This is a genomic window from Achromobacter sp. JUb104 (genome assembly GCF_024806975.1).
GTDB classification, from domain to species: Bacteria; Pseudomonadota; Gammaproteobacteria; order Burkholderiales; family Burkholderiaceae_B; genus Achromobacter; species Achromobacter spanius.
In genome coordinates, this window is sequence record NZ_JANUEY010000001.1 from 2,502,150 (window position 1) to 2,526,689 (window position 24,540).

The window sequence follows — 24,540 nt, forward strand, 5'->3', positions numbered from 1 at the left end:
AACGATAGCAGATGCGCAAACTGGCTGGGTCGTTATTACTTGCCCTTGGAGTTCTGCATGTCCGTGCCCGCTGCGCCCCCACTACCCCACTGCGCGCCCCACCCGGGGCCTCACCCCGCGCCCCGCCCCACCCACCGCTGGAAAGTGCTGGCGGTGGGCGTGGCCGCCAACGCCGCCTTCTCCGCCGCGGCGGCGGGGCTGCCTACCACCGCGGTGTTCATGCGCGCCGGTTACCGTCTGGACAACGATCAGTTGGGCTTGGCGCTGGGTTTGATGGGCTTGGGCGTGGCCCTGTTCGAACTGCCCTGGGGCTTGCTGACCGACCGCTGGGGCGACCGCCCCGTACTGTTTACCGGCCTGGGCGCGACCGCTGCGGCGCTGGCCTGGATGAGCGGCTTTGCCTCGCCGGATGGCGTCACCGTGCCCAGCCTGTGGCTGTTGGCGGTGGGCCTGGTGCTGGTCGGCGTGCTGGGGGGCAGTGTCAACGGGGCCAGTGGCCGGGCGGTGATGGCCTGGTTTGACGAAGGCGAGCGCGGCCTGGCCATGAGCATCCGCCAGACCGCCGTGCCCTTGGGCGGCGGCCTGGGCGCGCTGCTGCTTCCCTGGCTGGCGGCGCACGCGGGCTTTGCGGCGGTGTTCGGCGTGCTGGCGCTGATGTGCGCGGTGGCGGCGGTGCTTGCCGCTTGCTGGCTGCGCGAGCCGGCCTCCGACCTGCCTGCTCGATCCGCTCAAGTCGGCCAATCCGCCCAGCCTCGTCAGCCCGCTCGATCTGCTGGACCCGCCCAATCCGCCCAGCCTGCCCAAGCGGGCCACGGCTTGCCGGCCACGGGCCGACGCACCGCACCCTCGCCCCTGCGCAACGCGCGCGTCTGGCGCGCGGCCGCCGCTATCGGCCTGATGTGCTGCCCGCAATTCGCCGTGCTGACCTTCGCCACGGTGTTCCTGCACGATGTCAGCCACGCCGGCATCGGCACGCTCACGGCGGTGATGGTGGTGGTGCAACTGGGCGCGATGGTGGCGCGCATCGCCAGCGGCCGATGGACGGATCGCCACGGCAATCGGCGCGCCTATCTGCGCCGCTGCGCGCAATTCAGCTTCCTGCTGTTTGCGGCGCTGGGCGCGGTGGCGTGGGCGGTCAGCGGTGCGCCCACGGCGGCGGGCGCGCTGTGGGGCGTGGCGGGCCTGCTGGCGGCGGCGGGCATCTGCGCGTCCGCCTGGCATGGCGTGGCGTATACCGAACTGGCCACGCTGGCCGGTGCCGCGCGCGCCGGCACGGCGCTGGGCATGGCCAATAGCTGCGTTTACCTGGGCTTGTTCCTGACGCCGCTTGCGATTCCGCACGTGGTCGCGGTCAGTTCCTGGCCCGCCGCCTGGCTGCTGGCGGGCGCGCTGATGCTGGCAGCGCTGCCCTTGTTGCCGCGCCCCGCCCTCCGGCAGGCCGCCGATGTCATGCCTGGAATTCCTGCGTCAGCCACGCCAGGAAAGCCTTGACCGGCGGATGGCGTTCGCGCCCGGGCGCGCACAGCGCCTGGTAGGCCGCGCCCGGCACGCGCACCTGTGGCCGGTAGGCGGCCAGCGTGCCGGCGCGCACGCTGTCGGACACCATCACGGAACTGGCCAGCACCAATCCTTGCCCAGCGATGGCGGCCTGCAAGGCATAGTGTTCTTCCTCATAGGCGTGTACTGCCGACGGCGCCTGCCAGGCCGGCAAACCCGCCGCCTGGCACCAGGCGCGCCAGCCTTGGTCGTACAGGTCGGAGTCGCGCCAGCGCACGATGACCAACGCGGGGGTGGGCGGGGATGTGGGTGGCGGTGTGCGCTTTTCCAACTGTGCGATTTGCGTCGGCGCACCGTAGACGCCGAACCATTCCGGCAACGTAGCCGCGGTATGCAAGGCCGGATACCGTTGGCGGCTGTAGCGCACCGCCACGTCCACGCTGGCGTCTTGCAACAGGTCGACCGCGTCCGCGCCGGTTTGCAGGTTCAACTGATATTGCGGATAGGCCTGGTGAAAGCGCCCAAGGCGCGGCACCAGCCACAGCGCCGCAAAGGAATGCGTGGTGGACAGGGTCAGCGCGCCCGATGCGGGTTCGGGACGCAAGGCATCCAGCGTCTGGGAAATCTCCAGCAAGGCGCCATGCACGCTGGCGAACAGGCGCGCGCCGCTGTCGGTCAAGCGCACGCCTCGCGGCACGCGGTCAAACAGCGCCACGCCCACTTGGCGTTCCAGCAATTTGATCTGGTGCGACACCGCCGTGGGCGTCACGGCCAGTTCCGCCGAGGCCAGCTTGAAACTGCGCAGCCGGGCGGCTGCCTCGAAGGTGCGCAGCGCGGTAACAGGCAGGGTCGTGAACATGGATTTCAGGCATTTCTTGGGATGAATTGAATTCATCGTAATCAAGGATTCGTCATTTGTCGCGGGATTGGGTGATGCCTACATTTAAGTATTGAACTTGAACCCACCCAAAGGACTCACCATGAATTCAAATCACCCCACTCAACGCTTGCTAATCCTGATCGGCAGCCCCCGCCGCGACGGCAATAGCGCGGCCTTGGGCGCGGCCGCGCAACGCGGCGCGAACGCCGCCGGGCTTGCCACCACCCTGCTCTTTCTGGACGACTACCTCAACGGCTTCCTGTCGGACCTGCGGCACCAGCCAGCGCCCGAAGACCGCTATCCGGAGCTGTTCCTGGAACATTTTCTGCCGGCCGACGGCGCCCTGATCTGCACGCCTATCTATTGGTACGGCATGTCGGCGCAGACCAAGGCGTTCTTCGACCGCTCGTTCACGCACTACGCGGGCAGCGGGCCGGAGCCGGAACGGGTCAAGGCGCGCATGACCGGCAAGCGGCTGGGCCTGGCCGTGGCGTCTGAAGAAACCTACCCCGGCGCGGCATTGGGCATCGTGCACCAGGTGCAGGAATACGCGCGATATACGCACTCGGACTTCGTGGGGTTTGTGCATGGCGCCGGCAACCTGCGCGGCGAAATCGCGGCCGACCCGCGAGAGCCCTTGCTGGCGGCCGAGCAGTTGGGCGCCACGTTCTTCAGCCGCAAATACTCGGACTACCGGATCGAAACGCCGCGCGCTCGCAACGTCTGGGAATCCGCGCGCAGCAACGCGCCCGGCGTGCTGCCGTAAACCTGCTTGAACACGCGGGTCAGGTGCGCCTGATCCGCAAAGCCCACGGCCTGGGCGGCCTGCGCCAAGGGCAGGCCGGCGCGCAACAGCACCCGCGCCCGCGCCACCCGCCAGTTGCGTAGCCAGGCCTGCGGCGGCAGGCCGTAACGGCGCGCGAACTGCTTGACCAGCGTGGTGCGATGGCGGTCCTGCGCGCGCGCCAGCGCTTCCAGGTCTGGCGCGCAAGCCGGGTCGGCGGTCATGCGTTCGCGCAGCAAGGCACAGACGTCCGCCGCGTCCTTCCCGTCGGCACTGCGGGCATCGTCAGGACGGTCCGCGCCATTGGCTCCGTCTGCACCATTGGCGCCGTCTATATGCTCCGCGCCGATGGCCTTGCCGTGCGCCGCCAGAAGACCAAACAAGGCGGCCGAGATGCGTTCGCGGCGTTCGCCATCGGGGATAGCGGTTGGCGTCAGCGCGGCCAGCCATTGTGTGCACAGCGCGGGCGCCGTGATGACCGGCGCGGCCAAGCGCGAGACAGCACCAAACAAGGCCTGCGCGTGGTCATCGAACCAGGCGGCGTCGATGTACGCCATGCGGTAAGCCAAGGGCGCATCCGACGTACCGCCCGTATGCACCTGGCCGGGCGCGATCACCACCAGATCGCCCGCGGCGGCCGAATGCGCCACGCCATGCACCGTGAACGCGCAGTTGCCGTGTTCCACAGCGCCGATGGACCAGGCGTCGTGGAAATGCGGCGCGTAGCGATAAGCGCGCAGGTCAGCGATCAGCACGTCGCCGGGCAAGCCCGCGCCGCAATGCCAGATGTGTTGGGAAACCGCCATGGGATCGCCAAGAAAAAAACAATACGGCCGCTAACCGAAGTACCCGCCGTCGGCCTTCAACGAACGGGCCAACAGCCACGCATTGCCGGGGTTTTCGCCCACGCGGCGGATGGCGTAGGGCCACCAGTCGCCACCAAAGGGCAGATAAACCCTGACGTTATAGCCCAGGTCGCGCAGCGCCAGTTGCCAGTCCGGCCGCACGCCATAGAGCATTTCAAATTCGAACGCGTCGGGCGACCAGCCCCGTTCGCGCGCCAAGGCCATGATGGCGCCGGCCAGGCGGTCGTCGTGCGTGCCGAACACGGGGTAGAAGCCCGCCTCGCGCGCCTCGCGCGACAACATGATGGCAGCCGCGTCCAGATAGGCGTGGTCGATGCGGTCGCGGCCCGCGTGGTCCAGCGCGCGCTCAGGAAACGCGCCCTTCACCAGGCGCAAGGACGTGTGCTGGCGGATCGCCCAGGCCAGGTCTTCGGGCGTGCGCCGCCGCCGCGCCTGCAAGGTCAGGCCAGCGGGCAGGCCCGCTTCCAGCAAGCTGCGGTGCAAGGCGCAGGTGCGTTCGCGGATGCCAGCATCTTCCATGTCCAGCACCATCCAGTGCTGTCCCGCCCGCGCCGCCTGGCCCGTGTCCTGGCCCGCCGCCTGCCGCAGCGCCTCGCCGATACGCCGCGCGTTGGCCTCGCCCAGCGCGTCGCTGGCCATGTAGCCGATGGCGGTGGGGTCCACCGACACATGCACGTCCAGGCCCGCCGCGCCCAGCGCGCCGCAAGCGTTGATGGCCTGCGACACGTTGTGCTCGATGGCGGCCGGGTCGGCCACGTATTCGCCCAGGTAGAACAGCGACGCCCGGATGCCGTGCGCGTCGCGCAGCCGCAGCGCGGTGCGCACGGCGGCGTCTACGTCCGCCCCGCCCACAAAGCGCTGCGCCAGCGACGTGCGCGCTGCCACCGCCCGCATGGCGCGCCCCATCGCGGGGCTACGCGCCAGCGCGATGGTGGTTCTTTGGAAAATGCTCATGGATGCTCCCGCTAGAGAGCAACACTATGGCTGCGCGGCGTGGGCCTGTATTGAACGCCCGTGAATCTTGAACCCTTCCGGATTCAAGGCCGGAACGGCGCGGGGTCCAGCGGCAATTCCAGGCCGGCCATCTGCGCCGTCAGCAGCGCGGCGCTGCCGCAGGCCAAGGTAAAGCCCAAGGCGCCCTGGCCGATGTTGAGCCACAGGTTGTCGGCCGCGGGGCTGCGCCCGATCAGTGGTTTGCCGGTGGGCGTGGCGGGACGCAGGCCGGCCCAGGGGATGGCCTGGGTCAGGTCCAGCGCCGGAAACGCCTCGCGCACCTGTTGCTTCAACAGCGCCACGCGCGCCGGATCGATATCGGCGTTGGCGCTGCCGATATCGACCATGGCGGCAATGCGCAGCACCTTGCCCACGCGCGCGTAGACAATGCGGCGCTCGTAGTCCGTGACGCTGATGCGCGGGGCCACGGTGTCGTCGTCGGCCAAGGGCACGCTCAAGCTGTAGCCCTTCAGCGGATACAAGGGCACGTCATGCCCCAGCGGCTTGAGCAGCGCGCGGGTGCCGATGCCGGTGGCCAGCACAATGGCGTCGGCGCCGATATCGCCGTTGCGCGTGTTCACGGCCACGATGCGGCGGCCTTCCCGCTGCAATCCGGTTACCGGGTTGGACATCGCGCATTCCACGTTGCCCAACAGTTGCAGGCGGTCGAACAGGCCTTCGGTGAACTGGCGGCAATCGCCGGCTTCTTCGCTGGGGGTGTAGATGGCGCCGGCCAGCTTGCTGCCCATGGCGGCAAGCGCCGGTTCCATCGCCAGGGTTTGCGGGGCGTCCAGCACCTGCTGCTGCGCGCCATGGCCCGCCTGGTACGCCACCAGCGCGCGCGCCTTGTCCAGCAAGGCCGCGCTGCGATAGGCGATCAGCTTGCCGTTTTTCAGATGGCCGAAATCCAGGTTTTCCTGTTCCAGCAGCGTGTGCATGACGTCGCGGCTCAGGTACGACAAGCCCAGCAATTGCGCGGTGGACGCCTTGGCGACCGACGCGCGGCACGCCAGGGCAAATTGCAGGCACCAACGCCATTGATGGGGGTCCAGCCTGGGCCGGAAACGCAGCGGGGAATCTTGGCGCAGCAGCCAGCCGGGCACGCTGGGCAGCACGCCCGGGCCGGCCAGCGGGGCCACATAGCTATAACTGAGCTGGCCGCCATTGGCGTAGCTGGACACTTCCGCCGGACGCGCCTGGCTGTCCACCAGCACCACGTCGTGGCCCTGGCGCGCCAGGAAATAGGCGGACGTCACACCGACCACGCCCGCACCGATTACGCAAACGCGCATGCCTTCATCCAAGAGAACAGGGAACGGCTCCATTCTGGAGCGCGCGCGGGCCGTCCGGCAAATGCCAAACGCCGCAGCATCCATAACAAAACATCATGCCCTGGGTTTCAGTTCAGGCGGCGCGGTGCAGTTTGATGATGGCGGCGGCGGTGGGGTCGCGCACCAGGTCGGCCAGGGTGTAGGCATTAAGCGCGTCATAAAACGCCGCCAGCGTCTGCGCCAACACGCCCGCCAGCCGGCACGCGCCGTCCAGCGCACAGGGCGGTTCGCGGCAATCGATCAAGGGCCCTTGCTGTTCCAGTTCGCGGATCAGGTCGCCCACCTGATAGGCAGACGGCTCGCGCGCCAGGCGCATGCCGCCGCCCTTGCCACGCACCGTGCTGACCCAGCCGCGCTGCGACATGAAGTGCACCACTTTGACCAGATGATTGCGCGACACGTCGAACCGCCCCGCGATCTCCGGGATGGTCACGGCGGCGGGCCGGTCACGGCATTGCGTCAGGTACATCAGGACGCGCAGGCCGAAGTCGGTGAATCGGGTCAGTTGCATGGCGTGGATGGGGCCCGGGTCGGCCTGGCAAGATCAGGCCGCCAGGATACACCGCTCAGGCGGGCGCGCCGCCGGTGCCGAACGCTTCGGCATGGATGCGGCCCGGGTCCACACCCAGCTCCAGCAAGGCGGCGCGTTGCGCGGCCATGAAGGGCGCCGGCCCGCACAGGTAGTAGTCGGCGCCGGGCACGATGGCGTCGTCCGTGATGGCGCGCAGGTCCACGCGGCCGCGATGGTCGTAGTCCACCCCGGCCTGGTCGCCGTGGCCCACCTCTTCGTAGAAGACCGCCTTGCGCACATTGCCGCGCTCGGCCGCAATCTGGTTCACATGGTCTTTCATGGCGTGCACCGAACGGTTGCGACAGCCGTGAACAAAACGGATCTGGCGTTCGTCGTTGGCGCGGACCAGGTGATTCAGCATGGACACCATGGGGGTCAGGCCGACGCCGCCGCTCACCAGCACCACGGGCGCATCGCTGTCGTCCTTCAAATGGAAATCGCCCTGCGGCGGCGCCACGTCCAGCACGCCGCCCTCTTCCAGGCGGTCATGCAAGGCGTTGGACACGCGCCCTGCCGGTGTGTCGGCCCCGGCCGCTTCGCGCTTGACGGAAATACGCAGCCGGTCCTGGCCGGGCGCGTCCGACAAGCTGTATTGGCGCGGCTGCATCAGGCCCAGCTCGGGCACGTACACGCGCACCGACACATACTGCCCCGGACGATAGGCCGGCACGGCCCCGCCGTCGGACGGCGCCAGGTAGAAGGACGTGATCTCGGCGCTTTCCGGCTGCTTGCCCACCACGCGGAAGGCGCGCCAGCCCGTCCAGCCGCCCGGCTTGGCGGCGGATTCCGCGTACAGGCGGGATTCTTCGGCAATCAGCAGATCGGCCAACTGGCCGTAGGCGGCAGCCCAGGCGTCCACCAGTTCATCGGTGGCGGCCGCGCCCAGCACTTCGCGGATGGACGCCAGCAAATGCTTGCCCACGATGGCGTAGTGCTCGGGCCGAATACCCAGGCTGACGTGCTTGTGCACGATGCGCGTAACCACCGGCGCCAGCACCGAGGGGTCGTCGATGTGCTCGGCATACGCCGTCACCGCGCCCGCCAAGGCGTGCTGCTGCTGGCCACCGGCCTGATGGCCCTGATTGAAGACGTGCTTCAGTTCAGGATTGTGTTCGAACATGCGCGCATAGAAATGGCGCGTCAACGCCACGCCGTGGGTCTTGAGGACGGGGGCTGTCGCTTTGACCAGCGCGCGGACTTGGGGGCTCAACATCTGCTGCTCCTTGGAGGGCGATCGGGGATCGCTTTTTAAACATGCATCAATAATACATCTTTAAATCCGAAGGATGAAACAAGGGTCTAAATGTTCGTAATGTCAGTCAGCGTCGCGTAGCCATTCGCCAACAAGTGTTAGCGCAGGCAAGTCGCAGCCGACGGCGCCGCGCCAGGTTGGATACGTTGTGTTATCAGTGGGCGCCCGCCAGACCACCGAGGCCATCCACGCGCTGCCCAGGCGCCAACTGCACGCCCGCCAATGACCGGGCGGCGCACGCAAGCGCCATTGGCCATCCGGACCCGGATTCAGCCCGAACAAGGCCATATCCGCCGGAAAATCAAGCTCCGCCGCCTTGATGAAGGCCTCTTTCAGCGTCCACAGCAGATAAAAGTGCTGGCATTGCGCCGGCCCCGTCAGCGCCGCCAGCGCGGCGGCCTCTTCCGGCCTGCATACCCACTGCGCCAGCCGGGAAAAATCGCGCGGACGCAGGCTTTCAAGATCCGCCCCCAGCGGCCATCCCGCGGGCGCGCTGGCGCAAACCGCGTGGCCGCCGCTGTGGCTAAGCGACATCATCGCGCCAGGATCGGCCTTCCGCCTTACTTCATGCTTCAGTGCCCGGCTGACGCGCCAGTCTTCCTGGGCTTTGCGGCCTGTTCGCCCGGACGCGCGGGCCGCGTCGTCCAGGGACAAGTCCGTCGCTCGATAGTGATCGGCGGCGCCTTGGTCCGCCCAATACATGAATAGTTCCTGAATATCCACAGCAACAAGTAACCGATTATATTTTTTACAGATCTGCGCCCTAGCTAATAGACGAAGACAAAGTAACCATTAAAAACAAAGTATGCGCAACTCGACATAGTAGAATCGCGCGCTATGTTGACGTTTTCAATCGCGCAATGGCAAGGTTGGACGCAAGGAATGGAGTCGCCCGACGACTGGTTTTACTGGGCGCAACACCCTTACTGCCCTCTTGATAACCCACGCGCGCCCCGCCTCGATTTTTTGCCGCCCATGCAACGCCGCCGACTCAGCCCACTGGCTCGCGCGGTGTTCGAGTGCGCGTGGCCGCTGGCTGCCGATCGCCCCGCGATGCCCCTGGTGTTCGCCTCGCAGCACGGCGAAACCAGCCGCAATTTCGGCCTGTTGCAATCCTTGGCGGCGGATGAACCCTTGTCTCCCACCGCGTTTGGCTTGTCGGTGCACAACGCCATTGCCGCGCAGTGGTCGATCATACGCCGCGAAACCACTGAATCCGTTGCCATTTCCGTGGACGACGACGGCCTGGAACACGCCTTCATCGAAGGCGCCATGCTGTTGGACCAGGGGCATGAAGACGTGCTGGTGGTGCTGGCCGAAGAGCGCCCGCCCGCCCCCTATGCCCCGTGGATCGACGACGTGCCCTACACCTACGCCGCCGCCTTCCACCTGCGCGCGGGCACGGAATGGACGCTGGCCATGTCGGCCGAGCCGGCCCCGCGCCCTGACGCGGAGGCCACCGCCGGCCCCGCCTCCGACGCATCGCAAACCTGGCCCAACCCCTTGAATCTGCTGCGCCATCTGACGCTGCGCACGCCCTCCTGGGGGCATGCGAATCGCGCCCGACGCTGGACCTGGACCCGCAACGCATGACCAGCCCTACCCAACCCCGCCAGGACTTCTGGCTCTGGCGCCTGTTGGCCACCGGCATGGCGTTCACCATGTTCGGCGTGGGCGGCGTGCTGTTGCGCGTGCTGGTCTTCCCGCCGCAGCGCTTGTTGCCGGGCGGTAAGCTGGAACGCCAGCGCCGCGCGCGCTGGGCGCTGAACGGCACGTTCCGCCTGTTCATCCGGTTCATGGTTCGCGTGGGCATCCTGACCGTGGAATTCAAGGGTGCCGAGCGCCTGGGCAAGCCCGGGCAGATGATTCTGGCCAACCACCCGTCGTTGCTCGACGTCGTCTTCCTGGTGGGCCATGTCAAGAACGCCAACTGCATCGTCAAGCACGGCCTGGCCACCAACCCGTTCACGCGCGGCCCCATCGCCAACGCCGGCTACATCACGAACGACGAGAGCTTCGACATGTTCGACCGCGCCGCCGACGTGCTGCGCAACGGCGAAACCCTGATCGTCTTTCCCGAGGGCACGCGCACGCCCCCCGACGCCTTGCCGCAATTTCACCGGGGCGCCTGCGCCATCGCACTGCGCGGGGCGCGCGTCGTCACGCCCGTCGTCATTCAGATGAACCCGCGCAGCCTGACCAAGGGCGAACCGTGGTACCGCATTCCGGCGCGCCGGATGCGCTATGTGATCCAGGTGGGCGAAGACATCGACCCCACCGTCTGGAGCAGCGCGCACCCCCTGCCCGCCGCCGGACGCAAGATGAATGCCTGGCTGCATGCCTATTTCGAAGCCGAGCTGGCGCGCACCGCGCCCGCCGGTGCTGTCATGAACGAACAAGCCACCCGGGCGGGTGGCAGCGGAGTTGAAGCGGGATGAACCAACTGGAACTTGAGCTCAAAACGCTCGTCATCGAATCACTGGGTCTGGAAGACATCACCCCCGACGACATCGCGTCCGACGCGCAACTCTTTGGCGACGGCCTGGGGCTGGATTCGGTCGATGCGCTGGAGCTGGGCCTGGCGCTGCAAAAGCGCTACAGCATCGCCATCGACCCTGAAACGCGCAACATGCGCGAGCATTTCACCAGCATCAACAGCCTGGCGGCCTTTGTCACCGCGCAGCGGCGCGCCTGACGCACGGAGTCCACGATGCATACCCGCGAGGACATCTTCAATACGCTGCGCGATGCGCTGGTCGAACTGTTCGAGATCGAGCCCGAGCGCGTCACGCCAGAGGCCAATCTGTACACCGATCTGGAAATCGACAGCATCGACGCCATCGACCTGATCGACCACGTGCGCCGCCAGACCGGCCGCAAACTGGACGCGAACGACTTCCGCACGGTGCGCACCGTGGAAGACGTGGTCCAGGCCATGTGGCAAAAGCAGGCTCCCGACGCATGAAAGGCGGCGTGGCGGCCGGTTTGGCCGTGGCCGGCGTGGCGTACCCCTTCGTGGTGCACGCAACGCTGGGGCGGGTCAGCCCCGCGTGGCTGGCCTTGCCGCTGGCCGTTCTGTGGCTGCTGCGCGGCCTGACCGCGCGCACCGGGCAGCCCGGCGGCCGCTTGCTGCCCGCCGTCGCCGTCACCTTCTGTTTGATTCTTGCCGTGTCCAATACCGAGGCATGGCTGCGCTGGTATCCCGTGATGGTCAACGCGATGATGCTGGCCATCTTCGGCGCCAGCCTGCGCGTGGGCCGCCCGGTGGTCGAACAACTGGCGCGCCTGCGCCACCCCAATCTACCGCCCGAAGGCGTGCGCTATACGCGCAACGTCACGCGCGCCTGGTGCGTGTTTTTCGCCTTGAACGGCGCGGTCGCGGCGGGCTTGGCCGCGTGGGGGCCGTGGAACTGGTGGGTGGCCTATAACGGCGCCATCAGCTATGGCTTGATGGGCCTGCTGATGGCAGGCGAATGGCTGCTGCGCCCGGCAGCCGCGAAGGCGGTTTAAACCATGCGCTGGACACCGCTGGAACACCTGTTGCTGCCGTCGGACGATACCGACAACCTGTGCATCGCCGACGATCCGCCGCTTGCGCGCGCCGCCTTCGCGCAAGCCAGCCTGCGCGTGGCCGGGGCCTTGCAGGCGCGCGCGCCGCAGCGCGTCGCGCTGTGGTTCGACGACGCCGCGGCGCTGGCCGTTGCGCTCTTCGCCTGCTGGCGCGCGGGTGTCATCGCCGTGCTGCCCGGCGATGCCCAACCCGCCACCTGCGCCGCGCTGGACGCGGATGTCGCCGGATGGATCACCGACGCCGACCTGCCCCTGCCGCCCGCCCGGCAATGGCGGCTGGCCGACCTGCAAGACCATTCCCCGCTGGCACCCGCCAATCTGGACCTGTCCCTCGGCCTGGTGCTGTGCACCTCGGGCTCAAGCGGCACACCCAAGCATCTGCACAAACAATGGCGGCAGCTGTCGGCAGAGGTCCATGCCTTGCAGCAGCAATGGCCGGACCTTAATGCGCCCGTGCTGGGCAGCGTCTCGGCCCAGCACATGTATGGCCTGCCATTCCGCGTGCTGTGGCCGCTATGCGCGGGCAGGCAGATCGACCGCCGCCAGCGGCTCTATCCCGAAGAGCTGCAACAGGCCAGCCTGCGCTATCCGTCCTTCACCTGGATCGCCAGCCCCGCCTTGCTGCGCCGCCTGGGTCAACGGCTGGACTGGGCGCAACTGCGCGGCCGGCTGCTGCGCATCCACTCGTCGGGCGGCGCGTTGCCGCCCGAGGTTTCCGACGACATTGAGCGCGAACTCGGCCTGCGCCCCACCGAAATCTACGGCAGCTCTGAAACCGGCGCGGTGGCCTGGCGCTGCGGGTCGGCGGACTGGCAGCCACTGCCGGGCGCGGCCATCAGCGTGAACGCCGACGGCGCCTTGGGCGTGCGATCGCCATGGGTACAGACCGCCGACGAGCAGACCGCGGACGGCGCACGGCTTACCGCCGATGGCTTCCAGCTACTGGGCCGTCTGGACCGCATCGTGAAGATTGAAGAGAAGCGGATCTCGCTGCCCATGCTGGAACAGTCCTTGATGCGCCACGCCTATGTCAGCGACGCGCGCGTGGGCAACGCCACCGGCGCCACGCGCCTGACCGGGCTGGTGGCGCTATCGGCCACGGGCCTGCACGCGCTGCGCAACCAGGGCCGCAAAACTGTCGTGGACACGCTGCGCGCGCACCTGGGCGCCGGATTCGAATCCTTGGCCATTCCGCGCGCGTGGCGCTTTTTCAGGCACCTGCCCAGCAATGCGCAAGGCAAGCTGCCGCAGGCTTTGTTCGACGCGGCGGCCGGCCCGCGCCCGGTGGACCCTATCACCCAGGAAGTATCCGGCCAGCCCGCCAACGAACGCCGCTACATGCTGGACATCCCCTACGACCTGGCTTACTTCAGCGGGCATTTTCCGTCCGTGCCCGTGGTGCCGGGCGTGGCCCAGATCAGTTGGGCCGTATCGATCGCCCAGCGCGATCTGTGCCCCGGCCTGCGTTTTGGCGGCATGGAAGCCTTGAAATTCCAACGCCTGCTGCGCCCAGGTGACCAAGCCCAACTTGCCTTGCGCTGGGACGACGCCCGGCAGAAGCTGTATTTCACCTGCACGGTGGACGATGCCCCCTGCTCGTCCGGCCGCATTCCGCATCAAGACGGCCATGCCGCCCCATAATCTCTGCGCGGTCATCCCCGTCTATAACCACGGCGCCACCGTCGCGGCCGTGCACGCGCAATTGGCGGCGCAGGGCCTGCCCTGTGTATTGGTGGACGACGGCTCCGAACCCGGCTGCGCCGCCGTGCTGGACACCCTGGCCGCGCAACCGCGCACGCATCTGATTCGCCGCGCCGAGAACGGTGGCAAGGGCGCGGCGGTGCAAGACGGCCTGCGCGCCGCCGCCACGTTCGGCTACACCCACGCCTTGCAGGTGGATGCCGATGGCCAGCATGCGCTGGCGGACGCCGTGGCCTTGGCCGACGCTTCCCGCGCCAAGCCTCAAGCCGTGATCTGCGGCGCGCCGGTGTATGGCAACGACGTGCCGCGCAGCCGTCTTTACGGGCGCTGGCTGACCCGCGTCTGGGTATGGATCAATACGCTGTCGTTCGACATCCCCGACGCCATGTGCGGCTTTCGCGTCTATCCGCTGGCGCGCGTGCTGCCGGTCATTGAGCAGGCCAGCGTTGGTCGGCGCATGGATTTCGACATCGCCATCCTGGTGCGCCTGCATTGGCGCGGCGTGCCGATGGCGTGGCTGCCCACCCGCGTCAGCTACCCCGAAGGTGGCGTGTCGCACTTCAAGGGCCTGCGCGACAACCTGTTGATCAGCCGCATGCACGCGCGGCTGTTCTTCGGCATGCTGGGCCGCGCGCCGGCCCTGCTTTGGCGCCGCCTGGCGCAAAAGGCGCGCCCGTGAGCGCCGCCGATCCCCACTGGGCCCACCAGGCTGAACGCGGCAGCCCCGCGCTGATGCGCCTGACGGCCTGGGCCGCCCGCAAGCTGGGCCGCCGCGTCGTGGCGCCGGTGGTGTGGTTGGTCGTGCTGTACTTCTACGCCTTCGGCGGCCGCGCGCGGCGTGCTATCGCGCAGTACCAGCAGCGGCTGTCGCAAACCGCGCCGCTACCCCGCACCCTGCCCGTATACCGCCAGTACCTGGCCTTTGCCGACGCCATGCTGGACAAGCTGGATGTCTGGCAAGGCAAGATCACGATGTCGCACCTGGACATCTCCGACCCCGACGGCCTGCATGCGCAGATGGGCGTGGGCCGGGGCCAGATCCTGGTGGGCTCGCACCTGGGCAATATCGAAGTCTGCCGCGCGCTGGCCGAACAGTCGGGCCTGCTGCGGCTAAACGTCTTGGTGCACAGCAGGCATGCCGTCCACTTCAACCGCCTGCTGGGCGAGGCGGGCGGCGGGCTGCGCATGATTCAAGTCAGCGAACTGGATGCGCCCGTCATGCTGGACCTGGCGCAGCGGCTGGAGCGTGGCGAATGGCTTGCCATTGCCGGCGACCGCGTGCCGCTGCAAGGCGACCGCACCACCCTGGTTGATTTCCTGGGTGCCCGCGCCGCGCTGCCGCAAGGGCCGTGGCTGCTGGCCGGGCTGCTGCGCTGCCCCGTCAATGTGCTGTTCTGCACGCGCCACGGCGCGCGTTATCGCGTCGCCATGGAACGCCTGTCCGACGGTATCGAATGGACGCGCGCGACGCGCCAGGAACGCATCGCCCATTGGGCGCAACGCTACGCCGACCGCCTGGCCGCGCATTGCCGCCAGGCGCCGCTACAGTGGTTCAACTTCTACCCCTTCTGGAAAGACGATGCGTAAACGAGGCCTTATCGGCGCGGAAATCGACATCCGCGTGCCGTTCTTCGACATCGATTCGCTCAACGTCGTGTGGCACGGCCACTACGTCAAGTACCTGGAACAGGCGCGCTGCGAACTGCTGGACCAACTGGGCCACAACTACGACGCCATGCGCGCCAGCGGCTACGCCTGGCCGGTGATCGACCTGCATCTGCGCTACGCCCAGCCCGCCCAATTCGGCCAGCGCCTGACGGTGCGCGCCGAACTGGTGGAATGGGAAAACCGCTTGAAGATCAACTACCTGATCCTGGACGCGGCCACCGGCCAGCGGCTGACGCGCGGCACCTCGGAGCAAGTCGCGGTGAGCATCGAAACCCGCGAAATGCAATTGACCTCGCCCGCCGTCTTCGTGGACGCCGTGCGGCGCAAGCTGCAATCCCTGGAGTCCGCGACATGAATGGGCTGAACATGATCGCGCCGAACATGAACGCGCTCAGCATGAAGGCACGCCATATGAAGGCGCTGGGCATGAACGTGTTCCGCTCCTTGCACCGGGCCACTCGCATTCAGGCCGCACGCGCCGTCGCGCATCGTGTGGCCCTGCTGCTGTTGCTGGCCGCCCTGCCCGCGCACGCCCACGCCTTTGGCCTGGACGACCTGCAAGCCCAGTTGCGCGCCACGCCTATCGTGCGCGGCCACTTCGTGCAGCAAAAATTCCTGCGCTCGCTGCCGCAGCCGCTGACCAGCCGGGGCGACTTCACGCTGGCCACCGGCAAGGGATTGTTGTGGCTGCTGCGCACGCCCATCGCGCAAGACCTGCGCATCAACGCCAACGGCATTTCGCGGCGTGACGAAGCCGGCGCCTGGCAAGCCCTGCCGCAGCAAACCGGCTCCAGCCGCGAGAACCGCCTGTTCCTGGCGGTGCTGGCGGGCGACACGAAGGGCCTGCAAGAAAACTTCGACCTGACGCTGACGGGCCAGGCCAGCGCCTGGCAGTTGCTGTTGACGCCCCGCTCGGCCTTGCTGCGCCAGATTTTCGACAACATCCAGATCAACGGCGGCAAGCTTGTCGACCGCATCGAACTACGCGAAACCCAGGGCGACCGCAGCGTCCTGCAAATGACGGACGCGGCCCCCGCCGACGCGCTGACACCCGAGGAGCAACGTGCGTTTGCCGATTGAGCGCTGGCTGCCCCGGCTCTTCAAGCTAGGCTTGTTGCTGGTGCTATGCGTGGGTGCCTGGCAGTGCCGCCATGGCTGGCCGGTGTCCGCCAACCTGATGGAACTGGTGCCGCACGCCCAAACCGACGCCACCCGGCAGTTGGCCGAAGCCCGCATCCAGGAACCGCTGTCGCGGCAGTTGCTGGCGCTGGTGGCCGCGCCGGCGGGCGCCGACCCGGTTGCCCCCGCGCGCGCCTTGGCCGAGCGCCTGCGGGGAAGCGGCCTCTTCGCGTCGGTACAGCTTGAATTGAATGTGGACGTGCCCGCCCTGCGCGCGCAATTGCTGGCTGGCCGGCTTGCCATGCTGCCCGTGGCCGACCGCGAACAACTGGTCTCCGACCCCACCGCCTACGCCCAGCGGCGCGCGCGTGAATTGTCCGACCCGTTTTCATCGTCGGGGCTGGTGCCCGTGGACCAGGACTGGCTGGGCCTGACGCGGCGCGCTGAACAGGCGCTGCGCCCCGGCGGCGCGGTGCAATACGACATGGGCAGCGGCACGCTGCAAGCCGAACACGGCGACAGGCGCTGGGTGCTGGTGCGGGCGGAAACCCGCGCGGACGCTTTCGACACCGACGCGCCGCAAGACCTGTCGGCGCGCATCGATGCAGCCCGGCAAGCGCTGCGCGCCGACGGCGCTGAATTGTTGGTGGCGGGCGGCCCGCTGTACGCCGCGGCCGGGCGCGCGCAGGCCATGGCGGAAAGCACGTGGATTGGGTCCACCGCCTTGGCGGGCATCGTGCTGGTGCTGCTGTTGGCCCTGCGCCGCGTGCGCGCCCTGCTGGCGTTCGTGCCCGTGGCGGTGGGTTTGCTGACCGGCGCGGTGGCCTGCGTCGCCGTATTCGGTTCGATCCATGTGCTGACGCTGGTGATCGGCGCCAGCCTGATCGGCGTGGCGGTGGACTTTCCCATGCACTGGCTAGGCAAAAGCTATGGCATGCCCGACTGGCGGGCGTGGCCCGCGTTGCGCCGCGTGTTGCCGGGGCTGAGCATCAGCCTGGCGGCAAGTCTGGTCGGCTATATCGCGCTGGCCTTCACCCCGTTTCCCGCCTTGACGCAAACCGCCGTGTTTTCGGCGGCTGGCCTGTTGGGCGCTTACGCCTGCACGGTGTGTCAGTTGCCCGCCTGGATGAACGGCTGGCAACCCCGCCCGTGGCCGCCCCTGCTGCGGGCCGCCGACGCCGCGCTGCGCCTGCGCGAACGCCTGGCGGGCCAGCGCGTGCTGTTGGTGGTCGGCGCGCTGGCGCTCAGCGCCGCGACGGTGGGCGGCATCAGCCGGCTTGTCATCCAGGACGACCTGCGCCAATGGTTGAGCCTGCCCGCGCCGCTGTTGCAGCAGGCGCGCCAGATTGGCGAGATCACCGGTTTCACGCCCACCAGCCAGTTCTTTCTGGTGCGCGGCGCCAACGCTGATGAACTGCTGCGCAGGCAGGCCCAAGTGGCCAACAAGCTGGACGCGCTGGTAAAGCGCGGCGATCTTGCCGGCTACAACGCGCTGAGCCAGCTGGTGTCGCCCGCTGATGACCAGCGGGCGCTGGGCCAGCGCCTGGCAGCCCTGGCGCAACAGCCGCAGGTGTGGAAGCCATTGACCGACCTCGGCATTCCCTTGGACGCCGTGCAACACGAACTGCAAGCCCTGGCGGCGCTGCCCACGCTTAGCATCGACGCCGCGCTGCAAGGGCCGCTGGCCGAACGCTGGCGCGCGCAGTGGCTGGGTGAGCACAACGGCGAGGCGGCCGGCATGGTCACCTTGCGGGGCCTGCGCAACACCGCCGCGCTGGACGGCATCACGCAAGGGCTGCCCGGTGTTGAACTGGTGGACCGCAGCGGTGACCTGAACCGGATGTTCGCATCCACCCGCATCGAAGCCGCCGAACTCAAGCTGCTGTCCTACGTCGTGGCGGCGGTGCTGCTGCTGCTGACCCTGGGCCGCGCCGCCACCTGGCGCATCCTGGCAGTACCCGTGGCCGCCACTGCCTGCGCCCTGGCGGCCCTGGGCTACCTGGGCCAGCCGCTGACCTTGTTCAGCCTGTTCGGCCTGCTGCTGGTGTCCGCTATCGGCGTGGACTACGCCATCTTCATGTATGAACGCGTGGCGGGCGCGGCAGCCAGCCTGGTCGGCATCTTGCTGGGCGCCGTCACCACGCTGCTGTCGTTCGGGCTGCTGGCCGTGAGCCAGACGCCCGCCATTGCCAACTTCGGCATGGCGGTAGCGCTGGGCGTCGGCTTTTCCTTGCTGTGGTCACCCTGGGTGCGTCCGCCCCCGGCTGCCTGACCGTGGTCAACTTTTATTGCACCGACATGGAATCAACTCGCATGGAACATCGTGAAGTCGTCGTCATTGGGGCAGGCCCCGCTGGCGCGGTCGCGGCCGCGCTGCTCAAGCGGCAAGGCCACGATGTGCTGATGCTGGAACGCCAACAGTTCCCGCGCTTTTCCATCGGCGAAAGCCTGCTGGCCCACTGTCTGGAATTCGTGGAAGAAGCCGGCATGATGCCGGCCGTGAACGCGGCGGGCTTTCAAGTGAAGAACGGCGCCGCCTTTGCGCGCGGCGACGATTACACCTACTTTGACTTCCGCGACAAATTCACCGCCGGCCCCGGCACCACCTTCCAGGTGCAGCGCGCGCAGTTCGACAAGGTGCTGGCCGACGACGCCGCCCGCCAGGGCGTGGACGCGCGCTACCTGCAGGAAGTGACCGCCGCGGATTTCAGCGGCGAGCAGCCCGTGCTGGACGTGCGCGGCGCCAACGGCGACAGCTATCAGATCCAGAGCCGCTTCGTGCTGGACGCCAGCGGCTACGGCCGCGTGCTGGCGCGCCTGCTGGACCTGGAACGCCCGTCGTCCATGCCACCGCGCAAAGCCATCTTCACGCACATCGAAGACCGCATCGACGACCCCGGCTTTGACCGCGAAAAGATCCTGATCAGCGTGCATCCCGAACAGCCCGGCATCTGGTACTGGCTGATTCCGTTTTCCAACGGGCGCTGCTCGTTCGGCGTGGTGGGCGGACAGGATCTGTTCGGCGGCCCCGACCAGGACTTGATGACTACCCTGCGCGCCATGGCGGATGCCGCCCCGAACCTCAAGCGCGTGCTGGCCAACGCGGTCTGGGACACGCCCGCCAACACCATCGGCGGCTATTCCGCCAGCGTCACGCGGCTGCACGGACCCGGCTATGCGCTGCTGGGCAACGCCGCCGAATTCCTGGACCCGGTGTTTTCATCGGGCGTCACCATCGCCCTGCGTTCGTCCAAGCTGGCCACCGACGCCTTGCACCGCCAGTTGCGCGGTGAACAGGTGGATTGGCAGGCAGACTTTGCCGACCCCTTGATGCTGGGCGTGGAAACCTTCCGCGCCTATGTGCAGGGCTGGTACAGCGGCGAATTCCAGGACGTGGTGTTCCACAAGAACCCGCAGCCGGACATCCGCCGCATGATCAGTTCCATCTTGGCGGGCTACGCCTGGGACACGGCCAACCCCTTTGTCGCCAGCCCGCAGCGCCGCCTGCGCATGCTGAGCGAGCTGTGCCGTGGCGTCACGCAAGCAGAACCGGTCTGACACCCACCATGCGCACCCTTCCGTTCCCCCTACCCGCCCGCCGCGCCATCGGCATGGCGATGCTGCTTGCCGTGCTGACGGGCTGCGCCGGCGCCCCGCCCCTTCCCGCGCGCGACGCCCACTTTGCCTTGCCGCGCCAATTGCATGTGGTGCAGTCGGCCGCCGGCCTGCCCGCGGTGGACACGATGCTGGTGGTGCAGCGCGAAGGCGCGGCGTTGCGCTGGTCGCTGTTTGACCCGATGGGCGTGCCGCAAGCGCGTCAGATGCTGGAAGCTGGCCACTGGCGCAACGACGGATTCCTGCGTCCCAACGCCCAGGCCCGTGACCTGTTCGCTGCGCTGATGTTCGCGTGGACGCCACAGGCAGAGCTGGACGCCGCCTACGGCGCGGGCGCGTGGCGCGCGCAGCGGCACGATGACGGTGGGGCGGAACGCAGCCTGCGGGATGGCGCCAAGGTTCGATGGACGGTGCGCTGGCCGCAAGCCGCTCGGCCCGAGGTCTTTTCCATCACCGGCGCCGATGGCGTCACGTGGCGGATCGAACCGCTGAAGGAGTCGCCATGAACGGAAGCCGACATGAATAGAAGCCCCATGACCAGTTGGTTAAGCGCCCCTGGCATCGTCTGCGCGCTGGGCGCGGGCGTGGACGCCGTTGCGCAAGCGGCCTTCAACGGCGACACGCGCGGCATGCGCAGGCAGACCGGCTGGGTCAACGGCCGCAGCCTGACGCTGGGCGCTTATGACGGCGCATTGCCGTCGCTTTCCGATTCTCTGCCCGCACACCTGCACAGCCGCAACAACCGCCTGCTGCTTGCCTGCGCGGACCAGATCGCGTCGCCAGTGCAACGCGCCATCGCCCGCCATGGCCCGGCCCGCATTGCCGTGGTGCTGGGCACCAGCACGTCGGGCGTGAACGACAACGCGCCGGACTTCCGGGAGCTTGCCGCCGAAGGCGCCTTTCCCCCTGGCTACGATTACCGCCGTCAGGCGCTATCGTCGCCCGCGTCGTTCCTGGCCGCGCACCTGGGCGTGACCGGCCCGGCCTACACGCTGTCCACCGCGTGCACGTCCAGCGCCCGCGCGCTGCTGTCGGCACGCCGCTTGTTGGCCCTGGGCCTTTGCGACGCGGTGGTGTGCGGCGGCGCCGATACGCTCTGCCGCCTGACGATCAATGGCTTCGCCACGCTGGAAGCCATTGACGACGGGCTCTGCCAGCCATTCTCGGCCAACCGCCGTGGCATCAACATCGGCGAAGCGGGCGTCCTGTTCATGATGGAACGCGACGCCTTTGATGCCGATGCCGTGGCCCTGCTGGGCGGCGGCGCCAGTTCGGACGCCTGGCACATGTCGGCGCCCGAGCCCTCCGGCGCGGGCGCGCGGCAGGCCATGCTTGCCGCCCTGCGCGCCGCCGACCTCACGCCCGCCGACATCGGCTGGGTCAACTTGCATGGCACCGGCACCGTGCACAACGACGCAATGGAAAGCCAGGCCATGCATGCCGTGTTTCCCGAAGGCGTGCCGTGTGCGTCCACCAAGGCCTTGACCGGCCACACGCTGGGCGCGGCCGGCGCCATGGAAGCCGCGCTGGCGTGGATGACGCTGTCCGCGCGCACGGCCGACGGCCGGCTCATGCCGCACGTCTGGGACGGCCAGCCCGACCCGGCGCTGCCCGCGCTGGACTTCAGCAGCAGCGTGCACCGCTACGCCCAAGGCCGGCCGCGCATCGCCATGAGCAACTCGTTCGCGTTCGGCGGCAACAACGCCAGCCTGATCCTGGGAGCCCGCCCATGAACGCATGCCCCTGGCCCATCGCCAGCCTGCTGCCGCACGCCGGCAACATGATCCTGATTGACGACGTGCTGGGCTATGACGCCGACAGCCTGCGCGCCCGTGCCGTCGTCAAGCCTGGCCCCTACTCCTTGCCGGACGGCTCGCTACCGCCCTGGCTGGGCATGGAATTCATGGCGCAAGCCGTGGGCGCCTGGGCCGGCTGCCACGCGCGCGAAGCCGGTGCCAGCGTCAAGCTGGGATTCCTGCTTGGCACCCGGCGCTATGACTGCCACTGCGACAGCCTGCCCGTGGGCATGGCCCTGTCCATCCACGTCCAACGCGGCCTGATCGACGCCAGCGGCATGAGCGTTTTCGAATGCGAATTGCGCGAAGAGCGTGACGAGCGCCGCGAAGATAAAGACCGCAGCGATACCCGCCTGCTGGCGCACGCCCGGCTGAATGTCTATCAGCCCAAGGACCCCAACGAATTTACTCAGGAAGCCCCCCTCACATGAGCGCCGCCCCCATACTCGTCACCGGCTCCAGCCGCGGCATCGGCCGCGCCATCGCACTGGCCCTGGCCGACGCCGGCCATGACCTGGTCCTGCATTGCCGCCAACAACGCGAACAGGCCGAAGCCGTGCTGGCCGAGGTCACCGCGCGCGGCCGCCAAGCCCGCATTTTGCAATTCGACGTGTCCGACCGCGCACAATGCGCGTCCGTGCTGCAAACGGACGTGGACGCGCACGGCGCCTATTACGGCGTGGTGCTGAACGCCGGGCTGACGCGCGACGGCGCATTCCCGGCGCTGACCGGCGACGACTGGGACCAGGTGCTGCGCACCAACCTGGACGGCTTCTACAACGTGCTCAGCCCGCTGGCCATGCCCATGATCCGGCGCCGCGCGGCGGGCCGTGTGGTCTGCATGGCGTCGGTGTCGGGGCTGGTGGGCAACCGTGGCCAGGTCAACTACAGCGCGTCCAAAGCTGGGCTGATCGGCGCCGCGAAAGCGCTGGCCGTTGAACTGGCCAAGCGCCAGATCACCGTGAACTGCGTGGCGCCCGGCCTGATCGATACCGACATGATCGACGAGCATGTGCCCGTTGAAGAAATCCTGAAGGCGGTGCCGGCCCAACGCATGGGCAAGCCCGAAGAGGTCGCCGCCACGGTGGCCTTCCTGATGTCACCCGGCGCCGCCTACATCACGCGCCAGGTCATCGCCGTCAACGGAGGCTTGTGCTGATGAACCGCGTCGTCATTACCGGCATGGCCGGCATCAGCGCGCTGGGCTCGGATTGGGCCAGCGTGCAGCAGGCATTCCAATCGGGCCGCAGCGCCATCCGGCACATGCCGGACTGGTCGCGCTTTGCCGAACTGAACACGCGGCTGGCCGGGCCGGTGGAAGATTTCCGCGTGCCCGCGCACTGGACCCGCAAGCAACTGCGCAGCATGGGCCGCGTGTCGCAACTGGCCGTGCGCGCCGCCGAACTGGCGCTGGAAGATGCCGCGCTGCTGGGCGATGCCAGCATCACCGACGGCCGCATGGGCGTGGCCTGCGGCTCGTCGGTGGGCAGCACCGCTGAAATCCGCGCCTTCGGCAACATGCTGCTCAATGGCGTCACCGACGATCTCAACGCCAATTCCTATGTGCGCATGATGCCGCACACCACGGCCGCCAACGTCGGCATTTTCTTTGAACTGAAGGGCCGCATCATCCCCACGTCCAGCGCCTGCACGTCGGGCAGCCAGGGCATCGGATATGCCTACGAGGCCATTCGCTACGGCCGCCAGCAGATGATGCTGGCCGGCGGCGCGGAAGAACTGTGCGCCAGCGAGGCGCTGGTGTTCGACGCGCTGTATGCCACCAGCCAGCAGAACGACACGCCAGAGCTCACGCCCCGCCCCTACGACCGCGACCGCGATGGCCTGGTAATCGGTGAAGGCGGCGGCATGCTGGTGCTGGAATCGCTGGACCACGCACTGGCGCGCGGCGCGCGCATCCATGCCGAAGTGGTCGGGTTCGGCAGCAATTCAGACGGCACCCACATCACTCGGCCCGAAGCCGCGACCATGCGGGTCGCCATGGAAATGGCATTGGCGGATGCCGGCCTGCCCCCCGAAGCCATCGGCTATGTGAACGGTCACGGCACCGCCACCGAACAAGGCGACATCGCCGAAACCCAGGCCACGCACGCGCTCTTCGGCAGCCGCATGCCGATCAGCTCGCAGAAAAGCTATCTGGGCCACACGCTGGGCGCCTGCGGGGTGCTGGAATCCTGGTTCAGCATCGAAATGCTGAACCGCGACTGGTACGCCCCCACGCTGAACCTGCGCAACATCGACCCGCGCTGTGGCGAACTCGACTACCTGCAAGGCGAAGGCCGCCGCATGAGCAACGAGTACGTCATGAACAACAATTTCGCGTTCGGCGGCATCAACACGTCCCTGGTTTTCCGCCGCTGGCCCTGAGCCCCCTCTTTCAGCCCTTGATTCACTTTCATAACCGGAAACGCTCGTCATGAAGATCTCCTACAAGCTGTTTGGCGCCCTGTCCCTGTCGCTTGCCTGCTCCGCGCACGCGGTGGCGGCGGATCGCACCGTGTTCCTGCCCCTGCAACCCGCCATCGACGCGGCCCTGGCGGCGGGCAAGATCGACGGCAGCGTGAAGTTCTACCTGGCGGGCACCGGTCCGAAAGGCCAGGTGCTGGAAGCGGGCGTGGTCACCAACCGCAAGACCAACGCCTTTGCCAAGAAAGACGCGGACGCCTGCCTGTGGGTGGCCCAATCGGCGGTGATCGCGCTGCATGAAGCCGCCAAGAAGGCCAACGCCAACGCCGTCACGAATATCGTCAGCTACTATCGCAAAAACGAATACAGCAGCAAGACCGACTACGAATGCCATGCTGGCGCGGTCGTGGCGGGCGTGGCGCTGCGCGGCAACCTGGCCCGGCTGAAGTAAAACCCGATTTACACTTGCGGAT

27 protein-coding genes are annotated in these 24,540 nt (G+C 67.9%); 20 read left to right on the plus strand and 7 right to left on the minus strand.

The window, feature by feature from the left end; all coding sequences use genetic code 11:
- Nucleotides 1-57: 57 nt before the first annotated feature.
- Nucleotides 58-1,491: an MFS transporter gene (locus tag M2361_RS11290; RefSeq protein ID WP_259249066.1), complete on the plus strand. Its 1,434-nt coding sequence runs from the start codon at nucleotides 58-60 to the stop codon at nucleotides 1,489-1,491.
- Here M2361_RS11290 and M2361_RS11295 read toward each other — a convergent pair.
- Nucleotides 1,448-2,356, minus strand: a complete 909-nt coding sequence (locus M2361_RS11295) for a LysR substrate-binding domain-containing protein (protein WP_259249067.1) — start codon at nucleotides 2,354-2,356, stop codon at nucleotides 1,448-1,450. The genes M2361_RS11290 and M2361_RS11295 overlap by 44 nt on opposite strands.
- Nucleotides 2,357-2,477: 121 nt before the next feature.
- On the opposite strand from M2361_RS11295, the gene M2361_RS11300 reads away from it, so the two are divergent.
- Nucleotides 2,478-3,143, plus strand: coding sequence for a flavodoxin family protein (locus M2361_RS11300; protein ID WP_259249069.1), 666 nt, complete (start codon nucleotides 2,478-2,480; stop codon nucleotides 3,141-3,143).
- Here M2361_RS11300 and M2361_RS11305 read toward each other — a convergent pair.
- The 6 genes from M2361_RS11305 to M2361_RS11330 form a co-directional block, all read right to left on the minus strand.
- The gene (locus tag M2361_RS11305; protein WP_259249071.1) at nucleotides 3,068-3,967 is read right to left on the minus strand and encodes an AraC family transcriptional regulator; all 900 of its coding nucleotides are present in this window, start codon (nucleotides 3,965-3,967) and stop codon (nucleotides 3,068-3,070) included. The two genes, M2361_RS11300 and M2361_RS11305, sit on opposite strands and share 76 nt — an antisense overlap.
- A gap of 30 nt (nucleotides 3,968-3,997) precedes the next feature.
- On the minus strand, nucleotides 3,998-4,981 hold the full coding sequence (locus M2361_RS11310; protein WP_259249074.1) for a proline dehydrogenase family protein: 984 nt from the start codon (nucleotides 4,979-4,981) through the stop codon (nucleotides 3,998-4,000).
- Between the two features lie 83 nt (nucleotides 4,982-5,064).
- Nucleotides 5,065-6,312: a D-amino acid dehydrogenase gene (locus M2361_RS11315; RefSeq protein WP_100857679.1), complete on the minus strand. Its 1,248-nt coding sequence runs from the start codon at nucleotides 6,310-6,312 to the stop codon at nucleotides 5,065-5,067.
- A gap of 112 nt (nucleotides 6,313-6,424) precedes the next feature.
- The gene (locus tag M2361_RS11320; protein ID WP_127184150.1) at nucleotides 6,425-6,862 is read right to left on the minus strand and encodes an Rrf2 family transcriptional regulator; all 438 of its coding nucleotides are present in this window, start codon (nucleotides 6,860-6,862) and stop codon (nucleotides 6,425-6,427) included.
- 55 nt (nucleotides 6,863-6,917) lie between these two features.
- Nucleotides 6,918-8,135, minus strand: coding sequence for an NO-inducible flavohemoprotein (gene hmpA / locus M2361_RS11325; RefSeq protein ID WP_259249077.1), 1,218 nt, complete (start codon nucleotides 8,133-8,135; stop codon nucleotides 6,918-6,920).
- A gap of 102 nt (nucleotides 8,136-8,237) precedes the next feature.
- A complete protein-coding gene (locus M2361_RS11330; RefSeq protein WP_259249079.1) occupies nucleotides 8,238-8,876 on the minus strand; it encodes a 4'-phosphopantetheinyl transferase superfamily protein in 639 nt (212 codons plus the stop codon).
- Nucleotides 8,877-9,056: 180 nt separating this feature from the next.
- Between M2361_RS11330 and M2361_RS11335 the strand changes: the two genes are divergently transcribed.
- From M2361_RS11335 to M2361_RS11420, 18 genes are read left to right on the plus strand one after another with little or no spacing between them, the layout of a single operon-like run.
- Nucleotides 9,057-9,767, plus strand: coding sequence for a beta-ketoacyl synthase chain length factor (locus M2361_RS11335; protein ID WP_259249283.1), 711 nt, complete (start codon nucleotides 9,057-9,059; stop codon nucleotides 9,765-9,767).
- On the plus strand, nucleotides 9,764-10,612 hold the full coding sequence (locus M2361_RS11340; RefSeq protein WP_259249081.1) for a 1-acyl-sn-glycerol-3-phosphate acyltransferase: 849 nt from the start codon (nucleotides 9,764-9,766) through the stop codon (nucleotides 10,610-10,612). The genes M2361_RS11335 and M2361_RS11340 overlap by 4 nt, the downstream gene beginning before the upstream one ends.
- Nucleotides 10,609-10,869, plus strand: a complete 261-nt coding sequence (locus tag M2361_RS11345; RefSeq protein ID WP_100855205.1) for a phosphopantetheine-binding protein — start codon at nucleotides 10,609-10,611, stop codon at nucleotides 10,867-10,869. Before M2361_RS11340 ends, M2361_RS11345 begins: the two co-directional genes overlap by 4 nt.
- Before the next feature lie 15 nt (nucleotides 10,870-10,884).
- Nucleotides 10,885-11,139 (plus strand): acyl carrier protein, encoded by a 255-nt coding sequence (locus M2361_RS11350; protein ID WP_054422263.1) that lies wholly within the window; start codon nucleotides 10,885-10,887, stop codon nucleotides 11,137-11,139.
- Nucleotides 11,136-11,684, plus strand: coding sequence for a hypothetical protein (locus M2361_RS11355; RefSeq protein ID WP_259249088.1), 549 nt, complete (start codon nucleotides 11,136-11,138; stop codon nucleotides 11,682-11,684). The genes M2361_RS11350 and M2361_RS11355 overlap by 4 nt, the downstream gene beginning before the upstream one ends.
- Nucleotides 11,685-11,687: 3 nt before the next feature.
- Nucleotides 11,688-13,385: an AMP-binding protein gene (locus M2361_RS11360; protein WP_259249090.1), complete on the plus strand. Its 1,698-nt coding sequence runs from the start codon at nucleotides 11,688-11,690 to the stop codon at nucleotides 13,383-13,385.
- On the plus strand, nucleotides 13,372-14,124 hold the full coding sequence (locus M2361_RS11365) for a glycosyltransferase family 2 protein (RefSeq protein WP_259249092.1): 753 nt from the start codon (nucleotides 13,372-13,374) through the stop codon (nucleotides 14,122-14,124). The genes M2361_RS11360 and M2361_RS11365 overlap by 14 nt, the downstream gene beginning before the upstream one ends.
- Nucleotides 14,121-15,032 (plus strand): glycosyl transferase, encoded by a 912-nt coding sequence (locus M2361_RS11370; protein WP_259249093.1) that lies wholly within the window; start codon nucleotides 14,121-14,123, stop codon nucleotides 15,030-15,032. The genes M2361_RS11365 and M2361_RS11370 overlap by 4 nt, the downstream gene beginning before the upstream one ends.
- Nucleotides 15,025-15,468, plus strand: a complete 444-nt coding sequence (locus tag M2361_RS11375) for a thioesterase family protein (RefSeq protein WP_259249095.1) — start codon at nucleotides 15,025-15,027, stop codon at nucleotides 15,466-15,468. Before M2361_RS11370 ends, M2361_RS11375 begins: the two co-directional genes overlap by 8 nt.
- On the plus strand, nucleotides 15,465-16,193 hold the full coding sequence (locus M2361_RS11380; protein WP_259249097.1) for an outer membrane lipoprotein carrier protein LolA: 729 nt from the start codon (nucleotides 15,465-15,467) through the stop codon (nucleotides 16,191-16,193). Before M2361_RS11375 ends, M2361_RS11380 begins: the two co-directional genes overlap by 4 nt.
- Complete coding sequence (locus tag M2361_RS11385; protein WP_259249099.1) at nucleotides 16,177-18,504, plus strand: MMPL family transporter; 2,328 nt, start codon at nucleotides 16,177-16,179, stop codon at nucleotides 18,502-18,504. The genes M2361_RS11380 and M2361_RS11385 overlap by 17 nt, the downstream gene beginning before the upstream one ends.
- A gap of 41 nt (nucleotides 18,505-18,545) precedes the next feature.
- Complete coding sequence (locus tag M2361_RS11390; protein ID WP_259249102.1) at nucleotides 18,546-19,790, plus strand: NAD(P)/FAD-dependent oxidoreductase; 1,245 nt, start codon at nucleotides 18,546-18,548, stop codon at nucleotides 19,788-19,790.
- An 8-nt stretch (nucleotides 19,791-19,798) separates the two neighbouring features.
- A complete protein-coding gene (locus M2361_RS11395) occupies nucleotides 19,799-20,353 on the plus strand; it encodes a hypothetical protein (protein WP_259249104.1) in 555 nt (184 codons plus the stop codon).
- Nucleotides 20,354-20,365: 12 nt separating this feature from the next.
- Nucleotides 20,366-21,580, plus strand: coding sequence for a beta-ketoacyl-ACP synthase (locus M2361_RS11400; RefSeq protein ID WP_259249107.1), 1,215 nt, complete (start codon nucleotides 20,366-20,368; stop codon nucleotides 21,578-21,580).
- Nucleotides 21,577-22,074, plus strand: a complete 498-nt coding sequence (locus tag M2361_RS11405) for a hotdog family protein (RefSeq protein WP_259249109.1) — start codon at nucleotides 21,577-21,579, stop codon at nucleotides 22,072-22,074. Before M2361_RS11400 ends, M2361_RS11405 begins: the two co-directional genes overlap by 4 nt.
- Entirely contained in the window at nucleotides 22,071-22,802 is a 732-nt protein-coding gene (fabG, locus tag M2361_RS11410; protein WP_259249111.1) for a 3-oxoacyl-ACP reductase FabG, read from the plus strand. The genes M2361_RS11405 and fabG overlap by 4 nt, the downstream gene beginning before the upstream one ends.
- Entirely contained in the window at nucleotides 22,802-24,028 is a 1,227-nt protein-coding gene (locus M2361_RS11415; RefSeq protein ID WP_259249112.1) for a beta-ketoacyl-ACP synthase, read from the plus strand. The genes fabG and M2361_RS11415 overlap by 1 nt, the downstream gene beginning before the upstream one ends.
- Nucleotides 24,029-24,077: 49 nt before the next feature.
- The gene (locus M2361_RS11420) at nucleotides 24,078-24,518 is read left to right on the plus strand and encodes an excinuclease (protein ID WP_259249114.1); all 441 of its coding nucleotides are present in this window, start codon (nucleotides 24,078-24,080) and stop codon (nucleotides 24,516-24,518) included.
- Nucleotides 24,519-24,540 lie beyond the last annotated feature (22 nt).